Source organism: Xanthomonas prunicola (assembly GCF_002846205.1).
Classification (GTDB): Bacteria; Pseudomonadota; Gammaproteobacteria; order Xanthomonadales; family Xanthomonadaceae; genus Xanthomonas; species Xanthomonas prunicola.
In genome coordinates, this window is sequence record NZ_PHKV01000005.1 from 201,100 (window position 1) to 222,148 (window position 21,049).

Genomic DNA, 21,049 nt, shown 5'->3' on the forward strand with positions numbered 1-21,049 from the left:
CATGCGTATTGCAGCCTCGCCCATTGATCTCAACCCGAGCACCAAGGCCGATCCCGCAAAGATCGACAAGGTCTCACGTCAGCTCGAAGGTCAGTTCGCGCAGATGCTGGTCAAGAGCATGCGCGATGCGAGCTCCGGCGACCCGATGTTTCCGGGCGAAAACCAGATGTTCCGCGAAATGTACGACCAGCAGATGGCCAAGGCGTTGACCGAGGGCAAGGGGCTGGGGCTGTCGGCGATGATTTCCAAGCAGCTCAGTGGCGACACCGGCGGCCCGGCGCTGAACACCTCGTTGAATACCGCCGAAGCGGCCAAGGCCTACTCCCTCGTTGCCGGCAAGCGCGATGCGTCGTTGCCGCTGCCTGCGCGCGATGGTGCGGCCAGCGGCATCACCACCAGCAGCGTCGCGAAGGCGGCCCTGGGCGCAGGCAACCTGACCGGCATCGGCATGAGCCAGGTGCTGGATCTGATTGCCGGGCGCACCGGCGCTGGCGAAGCCGGCGGCGACGATGCCGCCGCACTGAGCTGGCCGTCGGCCAACGACCGCTGGGCCGATGTGGCCGCCAGCGACGCGGCTGATGCCAACGCCGCCGTCACTGCGAGCGCCGCCAGCAGCGCCGCTGCCAGCCTGGGTGAGCGCACCCCGGAAGGCTTCGTCGCCAAGATCTGGACACATGCGCAGAAAGCCGCGCGCGAACTGGGCGTGGACCCGCGCGCGCTGGTGGCACAGGCCGCACTGGAAACCGGTTGGGGCCGTCGCGGCATCGGCAATGGGGGCGATTCCAACAACCTGTTCGGCATCAAGGCCACCGGCTGGAGCGGCGACAAGGTCACCACCGGCACCCACGAATACGTCAACGGTGTCAAAACCACCGAAACCGCCGATTTCCGCGCCTATGGCTCGGCCGAGGAGAGCTTTGCCGACTACGTGCGGCTGCTGAAGAACAACAGCCGTTACCAGCCCGCACTGCAGGCCGGCACCGATATCAAGGGTTTTGCACGCGGCTTGCAACAGGCTGGGTACGCCACCGATCCGGGCTATGCGGCCAAGATCGCGGCGATCGCTCACGGCCCGACCATCGACCGTGCGGTGGCCGCCATTGGCAACGCGGCGGCCGATTTGTCCAACCGCTATGCCAGTACCGCCGAGCCGGCCGGGCTTGGCACCATCCGTCGCTGAGGTAAACGCCCATGTCCATCATGTCCACCGGGACCAGCGCGCTCATCGCCTTCCAACGGGCGTTGTCGACCGTTAGCCATAACGTCGCCAACATCAATACCGAAGGCTACAGCCGCCAACGTGTGGAATTCGCAACGCGCACGCCCACCGACATGGGCTACGCGTTCGTGGGCAACGGCGCCAAGATCACCGATGTGGGCCGGGTCGCCGACCAGCTGGCCATCTCGCGCCTGCTCGACAGCGGCGGCGAACTCTCGCGCCTACAGCAGCTGTCCTCATTGTCCAACCGCGTCGATGCGCTGTATTCCAACACCGCCACCAACGTGGCCGGGCTGTGGTCGAACTTCTTCGACTCCACCAGCGCGGTGTCGTCCAACGCCTCTTCCACTGCCGAACGGCAGAGCATGCTCGACAGCGGCAATTCGCTGGCGACGCGCTTCAAGCAACTCAACGGGCAGATGGATAGCCTGAGCAATGAGGTCAACAGCGGGTTGACCTCGTCGGTGGACGAAGTCAACCGCTTGACGCAGCAGATCGCCAAGCTCAACGGCACCATCGGCAATAGCGCGCAAAACGCAGCGCCGGACATGCTCGATCAGCGCGATGCTTTGGTGACCAAGCTGGTGGGCTACACCGGCGGTACCGCGGTGATCCAGGACGGCGGCTTCATGAATGTCTTCACCGCCGGCGGCCAAGCGCTGGTGGTCGCTACCACCGCTTCCAAACTGACCACCGTCGCCGACCCGTATCAGCCGACCAAGCTGCAGGTGGCGATGCAGACCCAGGGCCAGAACGTCAGCCTTAGCGCCAGTTCGCTGGGCGGGCAGATCGGCGGCCTGCTGGAATTTCGCAGCAGCGTGCTCGAGCCTACCCAGGCCGAACTCGGCCGCCTGGCCGTGGGCATGGCCAGCACGTTCAACGCCGGCCACAGCCAGGGTATGGATCTGTATGGCGCGATGGGCGGCAACTTCTTCAACATCGGCTCGCCGACCACCGCCGCCAACCCGAGCAACACCGGCAGCGCATCGCTGAGCGCCAGTTTCAGCAATATGAGCGCGGTGGACGGCCAGAACGTCACGCTGAGTTTCGATGGCACCAATTGGAAGGCCTCCAGCGCCAGTACTGGCTCTGCGGTGCCGATGACCGGCACCGGCACGGTGGCCGACCCGCTGGTGCTCAATGGCGTGAGCATGGTGGTGGGCGGCACGCCGGCCAACGGCGACAAGTTCCTGCTGCAGCCCACCGCTGGACTGGCCGGTACCTTGTCGGTGGCCATCACCGACCCATCGCGCATTGCCGCGGCCACCCCGGTCAAGGCCACCGCCACCCTCGCCAACCTGGGCAGCGGCAAGATCAGCGACGTCAAGGTCACCAATGCGCAGAACCCTGCGCTGCTGACCCCGTCGTCGGTCGAGTTCATCGACGCCAACCAGTACACCATCGATGGCGCCGGCCCGTTCGCCTACACCCCCGGCCAGACCATCAGCGCCAACGGCTGGAGCTTCGCGCTGGACGGCGCACCCAAGGCCGGCGATACCTTCGGCGTCGGCCCGATGGGCGCTGGCTCCAGCGACAACGGCAATGCCAAATTGCTGGCCAAGATCGACGACGCCAAGGCGCTCAGCGGCGGCACGGTCACGCTCAACGGCGCGCTCTCCGGCCTGACCACGTCGGTCGGTTCGGCCGCGCGCGCGGCCAGCTATTCGGCCGATGCGCAAAAGGTCATCAACGACCAGGCGCAGGCCAGCCGCGATTCGATTTCCGGCGTCAACCTCGATGAGGAAGCCGCCAACATGCTGAAACTGCAGCAGGCCTACCAGGCCGCCGCACAGATGATCTCCACCGCCGACACCATCTTCCAAGCCATCCTGGGTGCCGTACGCTGATGACCGACCGTATCTCCACCAGCATGATGTACAGCCAGTCGGTCGCCTCGATGGGCGCCAAGCAGACGCGGCTGAACCAGCTCGAATCGCAGCTGTCCAGCGGCCAGCGCCTGGTCACCGCCAAGGACGACCCGGTCGCCGCGGGCACTGCGGTCGGTCTGGATCGCGCCCTGGCCGCAATCACGCGCTTTGGCGAAAACGCCAACAACGTGCAGAACCGCCTCGGGCTGCAGGAAAATGCGCTGTCGCAGGCCGGCGACAAAATGGCGCGCGTCACCGAATTGGCGGTGCAGGCCAGCAATTCCTCGCTCAGTCCCGATGACCGCAAGGCGATCGCCTCGGAACTGACTGCACTGCGCGACAGCATGGTGAGCCTGGCCAACAGCACCGACGGCACCGGCCGCTATCTGTTCGGCGGTACTGCCGACGGCAGCGCGCCGTTCATCAAGAGCAATGGCGGCGTCGTCTACAACGGCGACCAGACCCAGAAGCAGGTCGAAGTGGCGCCGGACACCTTCGTCAGCGACACCCTGCCTGGCAGCGAAATCTTCATGCGCATCCGCACCGGCGACGGCACCGTGGACGCGCACGCCAACGCCGCCAACACCGGGACCGGCTTGCTGCTGGATTTCAGCCGCGATGCCAGCACCGGCAGCTGGAACGGTGGAAGTTACAGCGTGCAGTTCACCGCCGCCAATACCTATGAGGTGCGCGACAGCAGCAATGCGGTGGTCAGCACCGGCACCTATAAAGATGGAGAAGACATCAACGCGGCCGGCGTGCGTATGCGCATCAGCGGCACGCCGGCGGCGGGCGACAGTTTCCAGATCGGCGCCTCCGGCACCAAGGACGTGTTCTCCACCATCAACGACCTGGTCGGCGCGCTGAACTCGGACACGCTGACCCCGCCGCAGAAGGCGTCGATGATCAACACCGTGCAGTCGTCGATGCGCAACATCGCGCAGGCGTCTTCGAAGATGATCGATGCGCGCGCCTCCGGTGGCGCGCAGTTGTCGGCCATCGACAACGCCAACTCCTTGCTCGAATCCAACGAAGTCACGCTCAAGACCACCCTGTCGTCGATCCGCGATCTGGATTACGCCTCGGCGATTGGGCAATACCAACTCGAGAAGGCCTCGTTGCAGGCCGCTCAGACCATTTTTCAGCAGATGCAGTCGTCGTCGTTGTTCAACCTGATCCGCTGATTTGCCGCAGAAAACCTGCGTTTTCTTCGCTCCTGCGCGTGGGCATTTGCGCGGCGGACGGAGTTTATTTTTCGAAGAGTTATACCAGCGCTAAAGATTGGCGGGGTGCTGCCGAATAAACCAAACCCCTTGATACACAACGCTTACGTATTTCGTCCTGATGCAGAAAAACAGTAAAAAAATACTGGATTTCGCTAAAGGTTCCCGACGCAACGCCGTTATTCATCTCAGCAGCGGCAACGGCCAACTTGATGGCCCCCCTGCGGAGGCTCCAGGCAAGTCCCCCTTGCCGGAAAAATCGCTTAGGAGAAATCAAAATGGCACAGGTAATCAACACCAACGTAATGTCGCTGAACGCTCAGCGTAACCTCAACACCAACAGCTCCAGCTTGGCGCTGAGCATCCAGCAGCTTTCGTCGGGCAAGCGGATCACCAGCTTTGCCGTCGACGCAGCCGGCGGCGCAATCGCCGAGCGCTTCACCACCCAGATCCGCGGCCTGGACGTTGCCTCGCGCAACGCCAACGACGGCATCTCGCTGTCCCAGACTGCCGAAGGCGCGATGCAGGAAATCGGCAACAACCTGCAGCGTATCCGCGAGCTGTCGGTGCAGTCGGCAAATGCAACCAACTCGTCCACCGACCGCGAAGCGCTGAACTCCGAAGTCAAGCAGCTGACCAGTGAAATCGATCGCGTCGCCAATCAGACCAGCTTCAACGGCACCAAGCTGCTTGACGGCTCGTTCTCTGGCGCGCTGTTCCAGGTCGGCGCCGACGCCGGCCAGACCATCGGCATCAACAGCATCGCCGATGCCAACATCGATACGCTGGGCAAGGCCAACTTCGCCGCCGCCGTCTCGGCTGCCGGCGTGACCGGCACCGCCACCGCCTCGGGTTCGGTCAGCGGCATCAGCCTGTCGTTCAAGGACGCCAGCGGTTCGGCCAAGAGCATCACCATCGCCGACGTCAAGGTCGCTTCAGGCGACAGTGCTGCCGATGTGAACAAGAAGGTCGCGGCGGCCATCAATGACAAGCTGGACCAGACCGGCATGTACGCCTCGATCAAGAGCGATGGTTCGGTGCAGATCGAATCGCTGAAGGCTGGCCAGGACTTCACCTCGCTGTCGGCTGGTACCTCCAGCGCCGCCGGCATCACCGTCGGCGCCGGCATCACCACCGCTTCGGCCGCTTCCGGCTCCACCGCTTCGACCTTGGGCAGCCTGGATATCTCCACGTTCTCCGGCGCGCAGAAGGCCCTGGAAATCGTCGACAAGGCATTGACCACGGTCAACTCCTCGCGCGCCGACATGGGTGCGGTGCAGAACCGCTTCACCTCCACCATCGCCAACCTGAGCGCCACCTCGGAAAACCTGTCGGCCTCGCGTAGCCGCATCGCCGATACCGACTACGCCAAGACCACCGCCGAGCTGACCCGCACGCAGATCCTGCAGCAGGCCGGTACCGCGATGTTGGCCCAGGCCAAGTCGGTTCCGCAGAACGTGCTGAGCCTGCTGCAGTAACTTGCCACAGTCACCAGCAACGCTTTGCAGCAAGTCAAAAGCCCCTCTTCGGAGGGGCTTTTTTGTGGGCGCGGTTTTTTGACGCCAGTCGATCAGCGCGCTGGGCACGGAAGTTGCATCCACAAAAGGGTGAGCAAGACGCGTCGGCGCCGCTAAAGTCCTCCCGGATGCGGCCGATACCCGTCTCGTAATCCCATGCATCCGTTGTTCGGATGCCCAGACGAGGAATGCAACATGGCATCGTTGATCAGTACTTCTGCTTCAGGATTGGATATCCCCACCGTGGTGTCCACCCTGGTCTCCCGTCAGAGGGATCCGGAGCAGGCGCGCATCAACAAGGCCGGCACCGCCGCGACCACGCAGCTGTCGGCCATCAGCCAGATCAAGAGCAGCATGACCACGCTCAAGTCCGCGCTGGACAAGGTGGTCAGCAGTGCCGACACCAACGCCTACAAGGCCACGGTGCCGACCGATGCCGGCTTCACCGCCACCACCACCAGCTCGGCGGCGCCGGGCAACTATTCGGTGGAACTGGTCTCGCTGGCGACCTCGCAAAAACTGGCCTCCGGCGCGTTTACGGCCGATGCCACGGTGGGCAGCGGCACGCTGACGATCGGCTATGGCGATCAGAGCGTCACGGTGGACATCAGCGGCACCGACAAGCTCACCGACATCGCTGCGGCCATCAACAAGGCTGCTGGCGGCAAGGGAGTCACTGCCAGCGTGGTCACTGCCAACGATGGCCAGCACCTGGTCTTCAACGCGGTCGACCCCGGCACCAAGGGCGCCCTGACCATCAGTGCCAGCGATCCGAGCCTGAGCAGCCTGACCTACGGCCCAGGCGTCACCGGCGGGCTGAACCAGACCGTGGCTGCCGCCGACGCACTCGTGCGCGTGGACGGCTTCGAGCGCACCTCCAGCTCCAACACCATCAGCGACATCGTGCCCGGCGTGGTGCTCAACCTGACCAAGGCCGCCGAAGGCACAAAGTTCAACCTGGGCGTAGCGGCCGATACCAGTGGCCTCAAAGGTAACCTCACTGCGTTTGCTGCGGCCTACAACACCGCCAACACCTTGCTGGCCAAGAGCAGCGCCTACGACGCCACCACCAAGACCGCCGCAGCCCTGACCGGCGACTCGCTGGTGCGCAGCCTGCAGCAACAGTTGCGCGGCCAAGTCAGCGGCAACGTCAACGAGCTCAAGGCGCTGGGCCTGACCATCGACAAGGATGGCGTGATGAGCTTCGACAGCGCCAAGTTTGACACCGCCATCGCCTCCGACGGCGGTGCTGCCGCCGACGTGTTCGGCAAGGACGGCAAGTTCGGCTCCGGCCTGACCAAGTTGCTGGACAGCAACGTCAACGCCACCAGTGGCACCCTGACCCTGCGTTCGGACAGCTTGAACAAGACCATCAAGGGCTACGAGTCCGACCTGGACGACCTCGACGCGCGCATGACCAAGCTCTCCGATAGTTACACCGCGCAGTTCACCGCGATGGAAACCATGATCAGCAAGTTGCAAAGCAGCACCAGCTCGCTCAGCGGCCTGCTGACAAGCTGATTTCTGTGATGACAATCCTCAAGTCCTGTCAGGGTATTGCCGATACAAGAAGGGCCTATCGTGATTTCGGCCTTGCCTTCCGGCAGGAGCGTCGTCGCAGGAGCGTAGCGCTCCGGGACCAGCGAAGGTCAGCCCATTGAGGAGTCATCCATGTACGGTTCCAATCGTCAATATGCCGAGCAATACCGCAAGGTCGGCGTGGCCACCAGCGTGACCGAAGCCGACCCGCACAAGCTGGTCTCGCTGCTGTTTGCCGGTGCCTGCCAGCGCATCCGTCTGGCCCAGGCCTGCCTGGCGCAAGGCGATCAGGCACGCAAGGGCAAGGCGATTGGTGAGGCTTGCGCGATCGTCGGTCACTTGAACGGCTCGCTCGATCACGAAGCCGGTGGCGAGATCGCTGGCAACCTCTCGGCCCTGTATGACTACGTCATGCAGCGGCTGACTGCAGCCAACCTGCACAACGATGAGACCGCGTTGACCGAAGCGCTGGATTTGCTCAGCGAAATCGACTCGGCGTGGAACTCCATCCCCCTCGAACAACGCGGCCTTTCCGCCGTTTCGTGAGTCCTGCCATGCATAACGTGCAAAGCCTTCAAGCAGAAATCGCCGACCTCCGCCTGGCCATGGCGCAGGAGGAGTTCGAGGTGATGCCGCAGATGCTGGACGCCCACGACCTGCACCTGCGCGAATACGCGCAACAGGTCGATATCCAACAGGACCGCGACGCGCTGCAGACCTTGCTCACCATGCATCAGGACCTGATGCGGATGATGCGCGAGCGTCAGCGCAAGCTGCTGGAACTGATCCGCGCACAGCGTACGTCGTCGTCGGCCAGCCGCGCCTACGCACGGGTCGGTCGGATCTGATGAGCACGCTCGGCACACTCGCGCCATCCGCCGATGCCGAGCTGTTTGCCGACACGCTTAGTTGCGAGTTGCAGTTGCCGGCCGGCTTCCGCGCGGGGAGCGATGCTGGCACGCATAACGCTGCAGAAACCCTGTTGCGCAGCCTTGGCCAGGTCGAAGACTTGCGAAGCGAGGAAACCAGCGAAGACCGCGGCGAACTGCCATTGCTGGTGCAGCGCATGGACGCCAAACTCGATTTGATGCTGGCGCTGATCGGCCGCCTTGTGCGCCACGGCGACAGCGGCCTGAGCCAGGGCTTGGTGCATTGGTCCGTGCGCGGAATCCGCCTGAGTTGCGCAACCAGCCACGCACCAGGCACGACTGGCAGCGTTTGTTTGCAGCCATCGGACTGGCTTCCTGAACTTGTACAGCTCCCTGCCACCGTGCTGGCGAGCGCGAGCGATGGCCATGATTTCTGGCTGTGGCTGCGGTTTGCCCCGCTTGCGCCGGGACTGCAGGACGCCCTGGAACGCCACCTGTTCCGTCTGCATCGCCGTCAGATCGCAGACGCCCGCCGCCAGCGCTGATTGCCATGGTTGGCGCGGGGCGCCGGGTCAGCTAATGTGCTCTTTACTGAAAAAGAAGGTCTCTTCTGCGCCGTGCGAGTCATCATCGTCGACGATCACACCCTTGTCCGTGCCGGCCTGTCCAGGCTGCTGCAAACTTTCGCCGGCATCGATGTCGTTGGCGAGGCGAGCAACGCGCAACAAGCCCTGGACATGACGTCCCTGCACCGGCCCGACCTGGTGTTGATGGACCTGTCCCTGCCCGGCCGTAGCGGCCTGGATGCCATGACGGACGTGCTGCGCGCCGCGCCGCGCACGCATGTGGTGATGATGTCCATGCACGACGACCCGGTGCACGTGCGCGATGCGCTCGATCGCGGCGCGGTCGGCTTCGTGGTCAAGGATGCCGCACCGCTGGAATTGGAATTGGCCTTGCGCGCTGCTGCCGCTGGCCAAGTGTTCCTGAGCCCGCAGATCTCGTCCAAGATGATTGCGCCGATGCTAGGCCGGGAAAAACCGGTTGGTATCGCCGCCTTGTCGCCGCGCCAGCGCGAAATCCTGCGCGAAATCGGCCGCGGCCAGAGCAACAAGGAAATCGCCGCCGACCTCGGCATCAGCGTCAAGACGGTGGAAACCCACCGCGCACGCATGATGGAATCGCTCGGTTGCCGTCGCGCCAACGACCTGGTGCTGCTGGCGGCCAAACATCACAACGAGTTGGTCTGACGCGCAAAACCTCAGCGCGCGCTGTCGGGCTAGCGATGGTCAAAACAGTGACGGGATTCCGGCGGGCATGCTTGAGTCCGCCTGCAATGTCAGGAAGCTCCTGACACACTGTCGGGAAAATCATGAGCCACCTCACCTGACTCCCTGATTAGAAACCCGTCGCGTTGTCCTGCAAGATGCATTCCATCGCTGCTGCGTGCAGCGCCCTTCGGAAGCGCTTCCATGAAGACGACCATTTCCGCCCAGCTCGGGCAGCAACTGCACCTCACGCCGCAGTTGCTGCAGTCGATCCGTCTGTTGCAATTGGACGGCATGCAGTTGGAACTGGAAATCCGTCGCGCCCTGGAAACCAATCCGTTGCTGGAGTTGGAAGAGCTGGCCGATAACGGGGAGACGGCCACCACCAACGACGATGGCGCCAGCGATGTCGCCGCGTTCGACGAGCTGCCGGAAAGCACGATGTGGGACGTGCAGAGCAGCAGCTGGAACGATGGCGACGACGACCGCATGCAGCGCGTGGCCGCCGGCGAGTCCACCGACCCACATGTGCGCATCCTGCGCGAACTGGCGCTGGACCTGGACGAGGTGGCATTGGGGGCCGCTGCGTTCTGGCTGGAGCAGACCGACGACGCCGGGTATCTGACCGAAGCGCTGTCGACGTTGCAGCAGTTGGGCGCCACCCGCCTGGGTATGACCGTGCAGGCAGTGGAAGCGATCCGCCAGCGCCTGCTGCACGGTGATCCGGCCGGTCTGGCCGCCTGCGACCTGCGCGAGTGCCTGCAGGCCCAGTTGACCGCCCTGCCCGGTCGTGTGCCGGCACGCCACCTGGCGGCGCGTATCCTCAACGGCGACCTGGAGCTGCTGGCCGCGCATGATTACGCGGTGCTGGCGCGTGCGCACGATGCCGAGGTGGACGATGCGCGCGAAGCGGTGCGGCTGATCCTCTCGCTGCAACCGCGTCCGGGCGACGACCTGCTGCAGGAAAGCAACGCCAGCGTGATCCCGGATGTGCTCGCCTGGCATGCCGATGGCAGCTGGCGTGTTGCTCTCAATCCGGCCACCACCCATCGCGTCAGCATCAATCCGGTGCACGAACGTGCGCTGGCTGAAGCCGGCGAGGCAGCACAGCCGTTGCGTGACATGTTGCAGGAAGCGCGCTGGCTGACCCGCGGGCTGTCGATGCGCTACGAAACCCTGCTGCGCGCAACGCGCGCCATCGTCGAACGCCAGGCCGCCTTCCTGGCGCGCGGCGAAGAGGCAATGGCACCGCTGACGCTGAAGGAAATCGCCGACGAGATCGGCATGCACGAATCGACGATTTCGCGCATCACCACCGGCAAGTACATCCAGACCCCGCGCGGCACCTTGGAGCTCAAGCACTTCTTTGCCGTGCGGCTGGAAGGCGCCAGCGTCTCCGGCCAGGCCGTCAAGGCGATGGTGCGCCGCTTGATCGAAAGCGAGCCGGCCGGCCGGCCGTTGGCCGACGAGGCCATTGCCGGATTGTTGTCGCGGCAAGGCGTTAACATTGCGCGCCGCACCGTCGCCAAGTACCGCGAACAACTTGATATCGCCCCGGCACGCGAGCGCCGCCGCACTACTAAACCACTGCTTGCCCGGGCAGGATAAGGACTACTATGAGCAAACTCACCGTGCTGCTGGTCGACGACCACGAGGGCTTCATCAACGCTGCGATGCGTCATTTTCGCAAAGTGGAGTGGCTCGATATCGTGGGCAGTGCCGCCAATGGACTGGAAGCGATCGAGCGCTCTGAGTCGCTGCGCCCCAATGTCGTGCTGATGGACCTGGCCATGCCCGAGATGGGCGGGCTGCAGGCCACGCGTCTGATCAAGACGCAGGACGATCCGCCGTATATTGTCATCGCGAGCCACTTCGATGATGCCGAGCATCGTGAACATGCTCTTCGCGCGGGTGCTGACAATTTTGTCAGCAAGCTGTCCTATATCCAGGAAGTAATGCCAATCCTGGAGGGCCTGACGGAAGGAGCCAGGAATGAGTGAGTCCCGCATTCTGTTGATCGACAGTGACGCCGTGCGCGCAGAGCGCACCGTGTCGCTGCTCGAATTCATGGACTTCAATCCCCGCTGGGTCACCGACGGCGCCGACATCAATCCTGGCCGTCACCGCCACGATGAGTGGATGGCGGTGATGGTGGGCTCTGCGCAGGATGCTGCACAGGCCGACAAATTCTTCGACTGGCTGGCCGATGCCAAGCTGCCGCCACCCGTGCTGCTGATGGAAGGCAGCCCGACCGCGTTTGCGCAAGCGCACGGCCTGCACGAAGCCAATGTGTGGGCATTGGACACCCCCCTGCGTCACGCCCAGCTGGAAGCCTTGCTGCGCCGCGCAAGCCTCAAGCGGCTGGATGCCGAGCATCAGGCCGGTGTGCAGCAGGATTCGGGCCCGACCGGCAACAGCGAGGCGGTCACCCGCCTGCGCCGGCTGATCGACCAGGTGGCCGCGTTCGACACCACCGTGCTGGTGCTGGGCGAATCCGGCACCGGCAAGGAAGTCGTGGCGCGCGCCATCCACCAGCACTCGCCGCGGCGCGACGGGCCGTTCGTCGCAATCAATTGCGGCGCGATCCCGCCGGATCTGCTGGAAAGCGAATTGTTCGGCCATGAGAAAGGCGCCTTCACCGGCGCGCTGACAACGCGCAAGGGCCGTTTCGAAATGGCCGAAGGCGGCACGCTGCTGCTGGACGAAATCGGGGACATGAGTCTACCGATGCAGGTCAAGCTGCTACGCGTGCTGCAGGAGCGCAGCTTCGAGCGCGTCGGCGGCGGACAGACCATCCGCTGCAACGTGCGCGTGATCGCCGCCACCCACCGCAATCTGGAAACCCGCATCAGCGACGGCCAGTTCCGCGAGGACCTGTTCTATCGCCTCAACGTGTTCCCGATCGAAATGCCGGCACTGCGCGAGCGCGTGGACGATCTTGCCATGCTGGTGCAGACGATTGCGGGCCAGCTGGCGCGCACCGGTCGCGGTGAAGTGCGCTTTGCCGACGAGGCCCTGCAGGCGCTGCGCAGCTACGACTGGCCGGGCAATGTGCGCGAGCTGACCAACCTGGTGGAGCGCCTGGCGGTGCTGCACCCCGGTGGGCTGGTGCGGGTGCAGGATCTGCCGGCGCGTTATCGCGGCGATTTTGCCTCGGCCATTCCGGTCGAGCTGCCGCCCGAGCCAGAGTTGGTGGCCGCACCAGTCGAGGTCAGCGCCCTGCCGAGCAATGTGGTGACGCTGCAACCGAAGAGTGCCGATGCCGAACCGGCCGCGACGTCCAGCTTGCCGGACGACGGCATCGATTTGCGCGGGCATATGGCCAACATCGAGCTGGCGTTGATCAACGAGGCACTGGAACGCACGCAGGGCGTGGTGGCGCATGCCGCTCAGCTGCTGGGCCTGCGCCGCACCACACTGGTGGAAAAGCTGCGCAAGTACGGCATCGACCGCGAGCAGACCGAGCTGGCCAACTGAGCGGATATACGCGCAGCTTCCGCTCGCTGGCATAGCGCTTGCTTCAGCAGGATTACTCCGTTCGCAGCTGCCGGCTGCGACGGAATCCCGACCTTCATCAGCACCTGCCGAGGCATTGATGCCCATCCCCGTCACCAGTCCGCTGCTGCCGCCGCTGGAAGAATTCCTGCCCTATCTGGAGCGGATCTGGACCAGCCGCATCGTCAGCAACGGTGGCGAGATGCATCACGCGCTCGAACGCGCGCTGTGCGACTACCTGGGCGTGCCGCATCTGGCCTTGCTGACCAACGGCACCACCGCCTTGATCACTGCGCTGCAGGCGTTGCGTATCACTGGCGAGGTGATCACCACGCCCTACTCGTTCGTCGCCACCGCGCATTCGCTGCTGTGGAAAAGCATCACGCCGGTGTTCGTGGATATCGACCCGGTGACGCTCAATATGGACCCGTCAAAGATCGAGGCGGCCATCACTCCGCAGACCACCGCCATCATGCCGGTGCACTGCTACGGCACCGCCTGCGATACGACAGCCATCACACGCATCGCCGACATCTACAACCTCAAGGTGATCTACGACGCAGCGCATGCCTTCGGCGTGCGCGATGACGGCGGCTCGATCCTGCGCCATGGCGACCTGAGCGTGTTGAGCTTTCATGCGACCAAGGTCTTCAACACCTTCGAAGGCGGCGCGATTGTGTGTCCCGACGAAAAAACCTACCAGCGCATCGGGCATCTGAAGAACTTCGGCTTTGTCGATGAAACCACCGTGGTAGCGCCCGGCATCAACGGCAAAATGAATGAGATCAGCGCAGCATTCGGCCTGCTGCAGCTGCAGCACATCGACAACGCCATCGCCCAACGCAGCGCTATCGATGCGCAGTATCGGCAGCGACTGAGCGATGTAAGCGGCATCCGTTGTGTTGCGCGGCCCGCGCATTCCAGCCCCAATTACGCGTATTTTCCGATCCTGGTGCAGGACGACTATCCACTGTCGCGTGATGCCCTGTACCAATTGATGCGCGAGCACGGCATTCTGGTGCGGCGCTATTTCTATCCGTTGATCAGCGACTTCCCGATGTATCGCGCCCTGCCCTCCTCAGCGCCGGCATGGTTGCCGGTGGCGCGCTCGGTGGCCGCCCAAGTATTGTGCCTGCCGATCTTTCCCGGCTTGAGCAGCGAACAGGTCGATACCATTGCCGACCTGATCGCCGGCGCACAGGCAACATGATCGCACCACGCTGCACCTGCATTTCAGACTCCCATTTCTTCAACCGGCAACCAGGCGAGCGCGCATGACCCAGGCAACATTTATCGAGAACTTCCTCTCCGCCACCGACTTCCAGGAGCCGGTGGAGGTCACGCTGGACACCGTGCTGCTGGAATTGCCGGAGTGGGATTCGCTGGCTGCGCTGGGCGTGATCGTGATGTTCGACATGGAGTACGGCAAGACCATTACCGGCGAAGATCTCACCGCCGCAACCACCGTGGGCGATCTCTACAAATTGACCGAGGCGTAAACATGCCGACCTCCACGCTGCACAACGTCCGCTTTGCCGGCATGGCGACCTGCGTGCCGAAGCGGGTCGTGTCCAATCTCACCGACTGCCGGCCGCAGATCCGCTCCGAGCGTGAGCGCCTGGTGCGCAACATCGGCATCGAGACGCGCCGCATGGCCTCGGAGTGGCAATGCTTTTCGGACCTGGCCTTCGATGCGACCGAAGTGCTGCTCGAGAAGCTGCAGTGGAAGCGCGAGGAGATCGATGCACTGATCGTGGTGACCCAATCGCCGGATTACCCGATCCCGGCCACCGCCATCATCCTGCAGGACCGGCTGGGCCTGTCGCATGCCACGGTGGCCTTCGACGTCAACCTGGGCTGCTCGGCCTACCCGTTCGGCATCAACCTGCTCGGCTCGATGATCGCCGCCGGCGGCGTCAAGAAGGGGCTGCTGCTGGTCGGCGACCGCAGTGCCAATCTGGAAGACCCGATTTTTTCCGATTCCGGCACGGCCACCGCGCTGGAATTCAGCGCCGACGCGCCGCCGATGTATTTCGATCTCAACAGCGATGGCAGCGGCTACAGGGCGATCATTTTGCCAGTCGGTGGCCAACGCGAACCGGTTGCCATGCAGCACCTGATTCCGTTCCGCGAAGAACCCGATGGCCAGTGGCGGCGTGCAACTGACCTGATCCTGGACGGCGTGGCGGTATTGAGTTTTTCCACTCAGCGCATTCCGCCGGCGGTACAGAAGCTGCTCGACTACAGCGGTGTGTCCAAGGATGAGATCGATTACTTCGTATTCCACCAAGCCAACCGCATGATCAACGAGACCATCCGCAAGAAGCTCGGCCTACCTGTAGAAAAGGTACCTTCGACGCTACGCGACTTCGGCAACACCAGCGGCGCCTCGCTGCCGGTGACCATGACCGCGCGCATCAACAAAGAGCTGGAAGCCGGGCCCAAGCGTGTGCTGCTGTGCGGGTTCGGCATCGGCTTGTCGTGGGGCACCTGTCTGCTCGACATCGAAGGGGCCGTCTTCCCGGATCTGATCGAGTCGTGAGTATTGCCCCCGACCCTTTCTCGCTTGCCGGCAAACGCATCCTCGTCACCGGCGCCTCCTCGGGTATTGGACGCCAGATCGCCATTTCCTGCGCCGAGCTCGGTGCCCAGGTGGCAATCAGCGGACGCGACCGCATACGACTGGCCTCCACCTTGGATGCGTTGGCAGGCGAAGGACACGTGGCGATCGGGGCGGACCTTGATCGGCAGGATGACATCGATCGCCTGGTCGCCGATGTCGGCGTATTGGACGGGATGGCTCATGCGGCCGGCATCTCTCGGCTGGTTCCACTGCGTCTGGTCAATCGGGCGCATTTGGACGACATCTTCTCCAGCAATACATTCGCACCGATGCTGCTGACCCGGGGACTGCTGGCGAAGAAACGCATCGCCGCAAACGGCTCGCTGGTGTTCGTCGCTTCGGTCGCCTCGCACATCGGGCCGATGGCGAGCAGCGCATATGCGGCAAGCAAAAGCGCGCTGCTCGGCATGGTGAGATCGCTGGCGCAGGAAGTTGCCAAGAACGGCATCCGCGCTAACTGTATTGCCCCAGGTTACGTGCGCACGCCGCTGCTAGATGGCCTGCAAGGCAGCGGCGGCAATATGGAAGGGCTGTTCGAACTGACACCACTCGGCATGGGCGAGCCGGAGGACGTCGCCTACGCCGCTGCTTTCCTGCTTGCCGATGCGAGTCGCTGGATCACGCGCAACTATTTCGTCGTGGATGGCGGCCTCACCGTGCCGATGGACATCTACGCATGAACACACCGGCACACACTGCGTTTTCGCTCAACGGAAAGACGATCCTGGTGACGGGAGCGTCGTCGGGGCTGGGCCAGGAAATCGCGATCGCCTGCGCGCAGCGCGGCGCCCGTATTGTTCTCGCTGGCCGCGACAAAGAGCGTCTCGCGCAGACCCAGGCGCAGCTGCAGGGCACGGGCCACGTTGGCGTGCTCGGCGACCTAACCAGCGCCGCCGATCGAGAAGCACTGGCCGCTGCAGCGGGTGCGACGGTTCATGGTCTGGTGCACTGCGCTGGCATGCAGAAGCATTGCCCGATCCGACAGCTGACCGAGGCGGCGATGACCGAGATGTACACGGTCAATTTTCTCGCTCCGGTGATGCTGACGCAGCGCCTGCTGCAGGCAAATGCCATCGCCCCGCAGGGCTCGATCGTGTTCATGCTATCCACTGCCGCGCACCTCGGCACCCGAGGCGTAGGGCCGTATTCGGCGATGAAAGCGGGCCTCATCGGCATCATCAAATGCCTTGCGCTCGAACAGGCCAAGCGCAGGATTCGGGTCAACGGCATTTCTCCGTCCGCTGTCGCCACGCCGATGTGGGGCGAAGACCAACTCGAAGCGCAGAAGGCAAGACATCCTTTGGGCCTGGGCAAGCCGCAGGATGTGGCCAACGCCGCAATCTACCTGCTAGCCGATGCCAGCCGCTGGGTCACTGGGACCAGCCTAGTAATGGACGGCGGCTCGATCCTATGACCCACCCAGTTTTGATTGTTGGCGCCGGCGGATGGGGGCGCGAGGTCCTAGCGCAGATGCAGGGCGATCCCGCATGCGGAACGACGTGGCGTCCGGTGGGATTTCTCGACACGCGCCCGCAGATACTGGACGGTCTTGGCTGCGACCTGACCATCGTCGGCAGCCCGCTCGCGTATCAGCCGCAGGATGAAGAACGCTTCGTCTGCGCGATCGGCGATCCGCATGCGCGCCAGCGTTATGCGCAGCCATTGCTGGAACAAGGCGCGCAGTTCATCCCCATCCTCACCGGCGCGTTTCTGAGCCCGCGCGTGCACATCGGCCAGGGCTGCTTCCTATGCCACCGCGTACAGCTCAGCCCCAATGTGTGGCTGGACGACTTCGTCAACGTGCAGGCAAACACCATGCTCGGGCACGATGTCCATGTCGGCGACTATGCGCAGATCGGGGCGATGACCTTCGTCGGCGGCGGCGCGCGAATCGGTAAGCACGCGATCGTGCACCCACACGCCACCATTCTGCCCGGCATCCACATCGGCGACAGCGCAGTGGTCGGCGCCGGTTCGGTGGTGGTGAAGGACGTGCCGGCAGGAGCCAGCGTATTCGGCAACCCTGCCCGAGTCATTTACCAAAAGGATTCCTGAGGAAGCCCGCCGATGCGATCGCGAATGCACCCCAGCTACTACCTGTCGACGGACATCTTCGCCCGTGAACAGCGCAAGATCTTCCGAAAGGCGTGGCTGTTTGCCGGCCTGAAGACGCTGCTGCCCGACAACAACTGCTTCATCACCCGCAAGCTCGCCGGCATTCCGGTGCTGATCCAGAACTTCCAGGGCCGCCTGCGCGCGTTCGAGAACGTCTGCCTGCACCGCAGCGCGCTGTTACAAACCACTGCGGTGGGAAAACGCCCGCTAGTCTGCCCGTATCACGCATGGAAGTACGACGCCGACGGTCGGGTCGAGAACATCCCCGAATGCGATGCCGTTTATGGCTTCAGCGAAGACGAACGGCGCGGTATGAAGCTGCGCGAGTTCGCGCTGTGCGAGGTGGGCACCCTGCTGTTCGTCAACCTCGATCCCGACCCGATGCCAATCGACGAACAGTTTTCGACAGACTTCATCGCCTTGCTGGAAAGCAGTTCCAATGCCTATGACACCGAGGTCATGGTGACCACATGGCATGGCCGGTACAACTGGAAGCTGGCCTACGAGAATCTGCGGGACGCCAACCATCCGCGCTTCGTCCACCCCAAGACCCTGGCCAAGAGCGTCAGCTTCGTTCCTCAGGTCAACGAGGAACAAGCCAAGGAGTCCATGGAAGCGTTGCAAGACAGCTCGCCCGCTGCCTTGAGGCGCGAGATGCGCCGCTTTAGTTTCGGCGGCCCGGAAGCACCCATCCCCAACCTCAAGCACTTCGGCTGGCACGACAAAGTGGAACGCTGGGGCACGCAGGATGCCTACTTCAACTGGTTAGCCTTCCCGAACATGCATATCGCCAGTTCCAACGGCGGCTATTCCTTCACATTGGAACACCACATCCCCGTCGCACCGGACCGGACCGACCTGGAAATCTATTGGTTCAGCGCCCGCAAGAAACAGCCTTACGGCTCTTCCAGCCAAGTGCTACTGGCACAGATGCACGGCAGCAAGGTGGTGGTGGGCGAAGACGTGGACATCATGGAGCGGGTGCAGGCGGCATTGCACACGGATGCTCCGCTACCCACCCAGGGTGCCTACGAATCCATGAATCGGCTGGTCGAGCGCTGGTACGCGCTACTGATGGAGACCGAACATGAAATCTAGGTGGATCATCGGCCGCAGCGACTACCTCGACCTAGCCTTTCACGCCTGGAAGCAGGCGCGTCAGGACGAGATGGTCATCAGGATCGACGTGCCACAAGAAGCGGACTACGAATTCGATCTGGGCGTGCTGGATGGACTGAATCCGACCGACGGGGCCATGTTCGTGGCTTTCGACGAACGCTTCGGCAACTTCAAGCGCGTAGAACTGATGCAGGCAGCGATGGAACGAGGCTTCAAGCTGGAGCCCTTTATCCACTCCAGCGCAGCCATCGGCTCCGACACGGCCATTGGGCTCAACGCATTCGTGGGTGCCAATGCTGTCGTCGAGCACGGGTGCAGGATCGACTACAACACCGTCATCCATGCCGGCGCACACCTGGGACCAGCATGCCGCGTCAAATCGTCATGCTGGATAGAGAATGGTGTGCAAATCGGCGCGGGCGTCGAGATCGGCGGCAATAGCATCTTGCGGACCGGTGTCATCGTGCGCGGGGGCGTCAAGATAGGACGAAGCTGCGAACTTGGTTGGCAGCGTGTCTATAGCGAGGACGTACCTACCAAAACCTATTTCGACGCCCGCTACGACACCCCCATTCATACCTATGGAACATGACGTTCATGAATTCAAGAAATGAGCAGCTTCGCCAACGAATTCTACGTATTGCGGAGCAGGAGCGCCCTGCACTTGAGGATGTCATTGCGCGCCTACCCGCGATTGCCAACCGCCCTGTATTTCTCGTCGCTCCCGAGTCCCATGTAGGCATGGTGCACGGTCCCCGGGTCGTTGCCGACCTGCACCATGTTGTTGCCGCCATTGATGACCAAAGCGTCCATCTGGACCACATACACGGCGCGCGGCGCTGGAGCAGCCAGGAATTTCTTGCCAAGGCGGGGCAGTATGCCGATGCAATCGCTATCGATTTCTCTTGCAGCCCGCGCGGACGGGCGTTTGCAAATGACCTGTGCGCCAGCGCGGGCATCGAGCAACTGAGCGTTGCGCCTTCCGTGACCCCGCCGATCCCACGTTTCGAGCAGCGCCCCCTTTTTCTGATTCAACCGCGCTCGGGCCTTGGCAACATTTATGGCCCACAGATCGTCCAGCGCGCCAGCCATGTCATTGCCGCCATTGATGACGAGCCACGGGACCGCGATACCGTTCATGGGGTGCCGCGTTGGAGTTCGCGCCGGTTCATCGAGCAAGCGGCCCAGCATTCTCAAGCATTGGCCATCGATTTTTCTTACACCCCCGGAGAATCGGGTTTGGCACGCAAGCTCTGCGAGCAAGCAGGCATTGAAAGGGTAGATGCCTGCCTAGCCGTTGCGCACTGCGGGCTGCCCGCCGTATACGAGCCTGCCCAGGTATACCGTCAGCGGACGCTTCTGCGCCTGGACGAGTTTCTGCGTCTTGCGGATCGACTGGACGACGATTTAAGCGTTTTTACGCTCTACAGCAATCTGTTGTTCCGCCTGACCTACGATTCCAGCCTCCTGCTGGACTGCTGGGCGACGCCGATCAACGAGTACTTTTCAGAATACGCCGATAGCAGCACATTCCAGCTGGGCAAGCGTGAACACTTTTGCGATGGCGGTGCCTTCCAGGGCCCCATCGTCCAAAAATTTCTGGAAGCATCCCGCTATCGCTACGAAAGCATCACCGCCTTCGAACCCGACAACATCAACTTCCAGAAATTGGAGGGTATTGCGAGCGCCATTCCCCTTCCCCCGCACAATTTCAGGGCCATCAAAAAAGCCATCTCCAACGAACAGACGACGCTGCGCTTCGAGGAGACCGGCACCGTTTCCAGCCATGTATCGCCAAATGGCGGAATCTCCGTGGCGACTACACGCCTGGACGACGAATTGGAAAAGCTCACGCTACTGAAGTTGGACATCGAAGGATTTGAAGCCAAGGCGCTTGAAGGGGCATCTCAGCTCATCCGGACCCAGCGCCCCCGCATGGCTATTTGTGTCTACCACTACGCCCAGGATTTGCTGGATATCGTGGAACAACTGGACAAATTGGTGGAGGGCTATCACTTCCGTCTACGCCAGCACTCACCCGGCCACTACTACGACCTCGTTTTGTATGCATCGCCGGTCGCTGGTGCCGCACCGCCGCCCTGGGCGGAGTAAGCCCAGGAAACTTCACGACTTGGAGAGATAGAGCGATGAGTGAAGCCCGCAAAATTTTTCTTTCTACTTCCCGTCCAATCTT

At 63.0% G+C, this 21,049-nt stretch carries 22 protein-coding genes; 21 read left to right on the top strand and 1 reads right to left on the bottom strand.

Translation table 11 applies throughout. From position 1 onward, the window contains the following. The first annotated feature begins 1 nt into the window (after position 1). The 8 genes from XpruCFBP8353_RS16065 (at position 2) to XpruCFBP8353_RS16100 (ending at position 8,780) form a co-directional block, all read left to right on the top strand. On the top strand, positions 2-1,180 hold the full coding sequence (locus tag XpruCFBP8353_RS16065) for a flagellar assembly peptidoglycan hydrolase FlgJ (RefSeq protein WP_101364104.1): 1,179 nt from the start codon (positions 2-4) through the stop codon (positions 1,178-1,180). Between the two features lie 11 nt (positions 1,181-1,191). Continuing rightward, the gene (gene flgK / locus XpruCFBP8353_RS16070) at positions 1,192-3,066 is read left to right on the top strand and encodes a flagellar hook-associated protein FlgK (RefSeq protein WP_101364105.1); all 1,875 of its coding nucleotides are present in this window, start codon (positions 1,192-1,194) and stop codon (positions 3,064-3,066) included. After that, positions 3,066-4,271, top strand: a complete 1,206-nt coding sequence (gene flgL, locus XpruCFBP8353_RS16075; RefSeq protein ID WP_101364106.1) for a flagellar hook-associated protein FlgL — start codon at positions 3,066-3,068, stop codon at positions 4,269-4,271. Before flgK ends, flgL begins: the two co-directional genes overlap by 1 nt. 317 nt (positions 4,272-4,588) lie before the next feature. Then, positions 4,589-5,788 (top strand): flagellin, encoded by a 1,200-nt coding sequence (locus XpruCFBP8353_RS16080; RefSeq protein WP_101364107.1) that lies wholly within the window; start codon positions 4,589-4,591, stop codon positions 5,786-5,788. A gap of 234 nt (positions 5,789-6,022) precedes the next feature. Beyond that, positions 6,023-7,348: a flagellar filament capping protein FliD gene (gene fliD / locus XpruCFBP8353_RS16085; protein ID WP_101364238.1), complete on the top strand. Its 1,326-nt coding sequence runs from the start codon at positions 6,023-6,025 to the stop codon at positions 7,346-7,348. A 150-nt stretch (positions 7,349-7,498) separates the two neighbouring features. Further along, positions 7,499-7,912 carry a flagellar export chaperone FliS gene (gene fliS, locus XpruCFBP8353_RS16090; protein ID WP_010380875.1) on the top strand — a complete coding sequence of 138 codons (414 nt, stop codon included), beginning with the start codon at positions 7,499-7,501 and terminating at the stop codon, positions 7,910-7,912. An 8-nt stretch (positions 7,913-7,920) separates the two neighbouring features. After that, positions 7,921-8,214, top strand: coding sequence for a hypothetical protein (locus tag XpruCFBP8353_RS16095; protein ID WP_101364108.1), 294 nt, complete (start codon positions 7,921-7,923; stop codon positions 8,212-8,214). Further along, on the top strand, positions 8,214-8,780 hold the full coding sequence (locus XpruCFBP8353_RS16100; protein WP_101364109.1) for a PilZ domain-containing protein: 567 nt from the start codon (positions 8,214-8,216) through the stop codon (positions 8,778-8,780). The genes XpruCFBP8353_RS16095 and XpruCFBP8353_RS16100 overlap by 1 nt, the downstream gene beginning before the upstream one ends. Before the next feature lie 27 nt (positions 8,781-8,807). Here XpruCFBP8353_RS16100 and XpruCFBP8353_RS24335 read toward each other — a convergent pair whose 3' ends face one another. After that, positions 8,808-8,987 carry a hypothetical protein gene (locus tag XpruCFBP8353_RS24335; protein ID WP_243391140.1) on the bottom strand — a complete coding sequence of 60 codons (180 nt, stop codon included), beginning with the start codon at positions 8,985-8,987 and terminating at the stop codon, positions 8,808-8,810. Here XpruCFBP8353_RS24335 and XpruCFBP8353_RS16105 point away from each other — a divergent pair. From XpruCFBP8353_RS16105 to XpruCFBP8353_RS16165, 13 genes are all read left to right on the top strand, one after another. After that, positions 8,907-9,485, top strand: a complete 579-nt coding sequence (locus tag XpruCFBP8353_RS16105; RefSeq protein ID WP_229014455.1) for a response regulator — start codon at positions 8,907-8,909, stop codon at positions 9,483-9,485. The genes XpruCFBP8353_RS24335 and XpruCFBP8353_RS16105 overlap by 81 nt on opposite strands. Before the next feature lie 222 nt (positions 9,486-9,707). Then, positions 9,708-11,111 carry an RNA polymerase factor sigma-54 gene (rpoN, locus tag XpruCFBP8353_RS16110; RefSeq protein ID WP_101364110.1) on the top strand — a complete coding sequence of 468 codons (1,404 nt, stop codon included), beginning with the start codon at positions 9,708-9,710 and terminating at the stop codon, positions 11,109-11,111. 8 nt (positions 11,112-11,119) lie between these two features. Further along, the gene (locus XpruCFBP8353_RS16115) at positions 11,120-11,503 is read left to right on the top strand and encodes a response regulator (protein WP_016904817.1); all 384 of its coding nucleotides are present in this window, start codon (positions 11,120-11,122) and stop codon (positions 11,501-11,503) included. Next, entirely contained in the window at positions 11,496-12,980 is a 1,485-nt protein-coding gene (locus XpruCFBP8353_RS16120; RefSeq protein WP_101364111.1) for a sigma-54 dependent transcriptional regulator, read from the top strand. Before XpruCFBP8353_RS16115 ends, XpruCFBP8353_RS16120 begins: the two co-directional genes overlap by 8 nt. 118 nt (positions 12,981-13,098) lie before the next feature. Beyond that, positions 13,099-14,208: a DegT/DnrJ/EryC1/StrS family aminotransferase gene (locus XpruCFBP8353_RS16125; protein WP_101364112.1), complete on the top strand. Its 1,110-nt coding sequence runs from the start codon at positions 13,099-13,101 to the stop codon at positions 14,206-14,208. Positions 14,209-14,272: 64 nt separating this feature from the next. Then, complete coding sequence (locus XpruCFBP8353_RS16130) at positions 14,273-14,497, top strand: acyl carrier protein (RefSeq protein ID WP_024939600.1); 225 nt, start codon at positions 14,273-14,275, stop codon at positions 14,495-14,497. 2 nt (positions 14,498-14,499) lie between these two features. Next, positions 14,500-15,540, top strand: a complete 1,041-nt coding sequence (locus tag XpruCFBP8353_RS16135; RefSeq protein WP_101364113.1) for a ketoacyl-ACP synthase III — start codon at positions 14,500-14,502, stop codon at positions 15,538-15,540. Then, positions 15,537-16,301: an SDR family NAD(P)-dependent oxidoreductase gene (locus XpruCFBP8353_RS16140; protein ID WP_101364114.1), complete on the top strand. Its 765-nt coding sequence runs from the start codon at positions 15,537-15,539 to the stop codon at positions 16,299-16,301. Before XpruCFBP8353_RS16135 ends, XpruCFBP8353_RS16140 begins: the two co-directional genes overlap by 4 nt. Beyond that, entirely contained in the window at positions 16,298-17,035 is a 738-nt protein-coding gene (locus tag XpruCFBP8353_RS16145; protein WP_101364115.1) for an SDR family NAD(P)-dependent oxidoreductase, read from the top strand. Before XpruCFBP8353_RS16140 ends, XpruCFBP8353_RS16145 begins: the two co-directional genes overlap by 4 nt. Beyond that, entirely contained in the window at positions 17,032-17,676 is a 645-nt protein-coding gene (locus XpruCFBP8353_RS16150; protein WP_101364116.1) for a NeuD/PglB/VioB family sugar acetyltransferase, read from the top strand. Before XpruCFBP8353_RS16145 ends, XpruCFBP8353_RS16150 begins: the two co-directional genes overlap by 4 nt. A gap of 12 nt (positions 17,677-17,688) precedes the next feature. Beyond that, positions 17,689-18,834, top strand: coding sequence for an aromatic ring-hydroxylating oxygenase subunit alpha (locus XpruCFBP8353_RS16155; protein ID WP_101364117.1), 1,146 nt, complete (start codon positions 17,689-17,691; stop codon positions 18,832-18,834). Continuing rightward, positions 18,824-19,447, top strand: coding sequence for an LbetaH domain-containing protein (locus XpruCFBP8353_RS16160; RefSeq protein WP_101364118.1), 624 nt, complete (start codon positions 18,824-18,826; stop codon positions 19,445-19,447). Before XpruCFBP8353_RS16155 ends, XpruCFBP8353_RS16160 begins: the two co-directional genes overlap by 11 nt. After that, on the top strand, positions 19,444-20,967 hold the full coding sequence (locus XpruCFBP8353_RS16165; RefSeq protein WP_101364119.1) for an FkbM family methyltransferase: 1,524 nt from the start codon (positions 19,444-19,446) through the stop codon (positions 20,965-20,967). The genes XpruCFBP8353_RS16160 and XpruCFBP8353_RS16165 overlap by 4 nt, the downstream gene beginning before the upstream one ends. Positions 20,968-21,049: the final 82 nt, after the last annotated feature.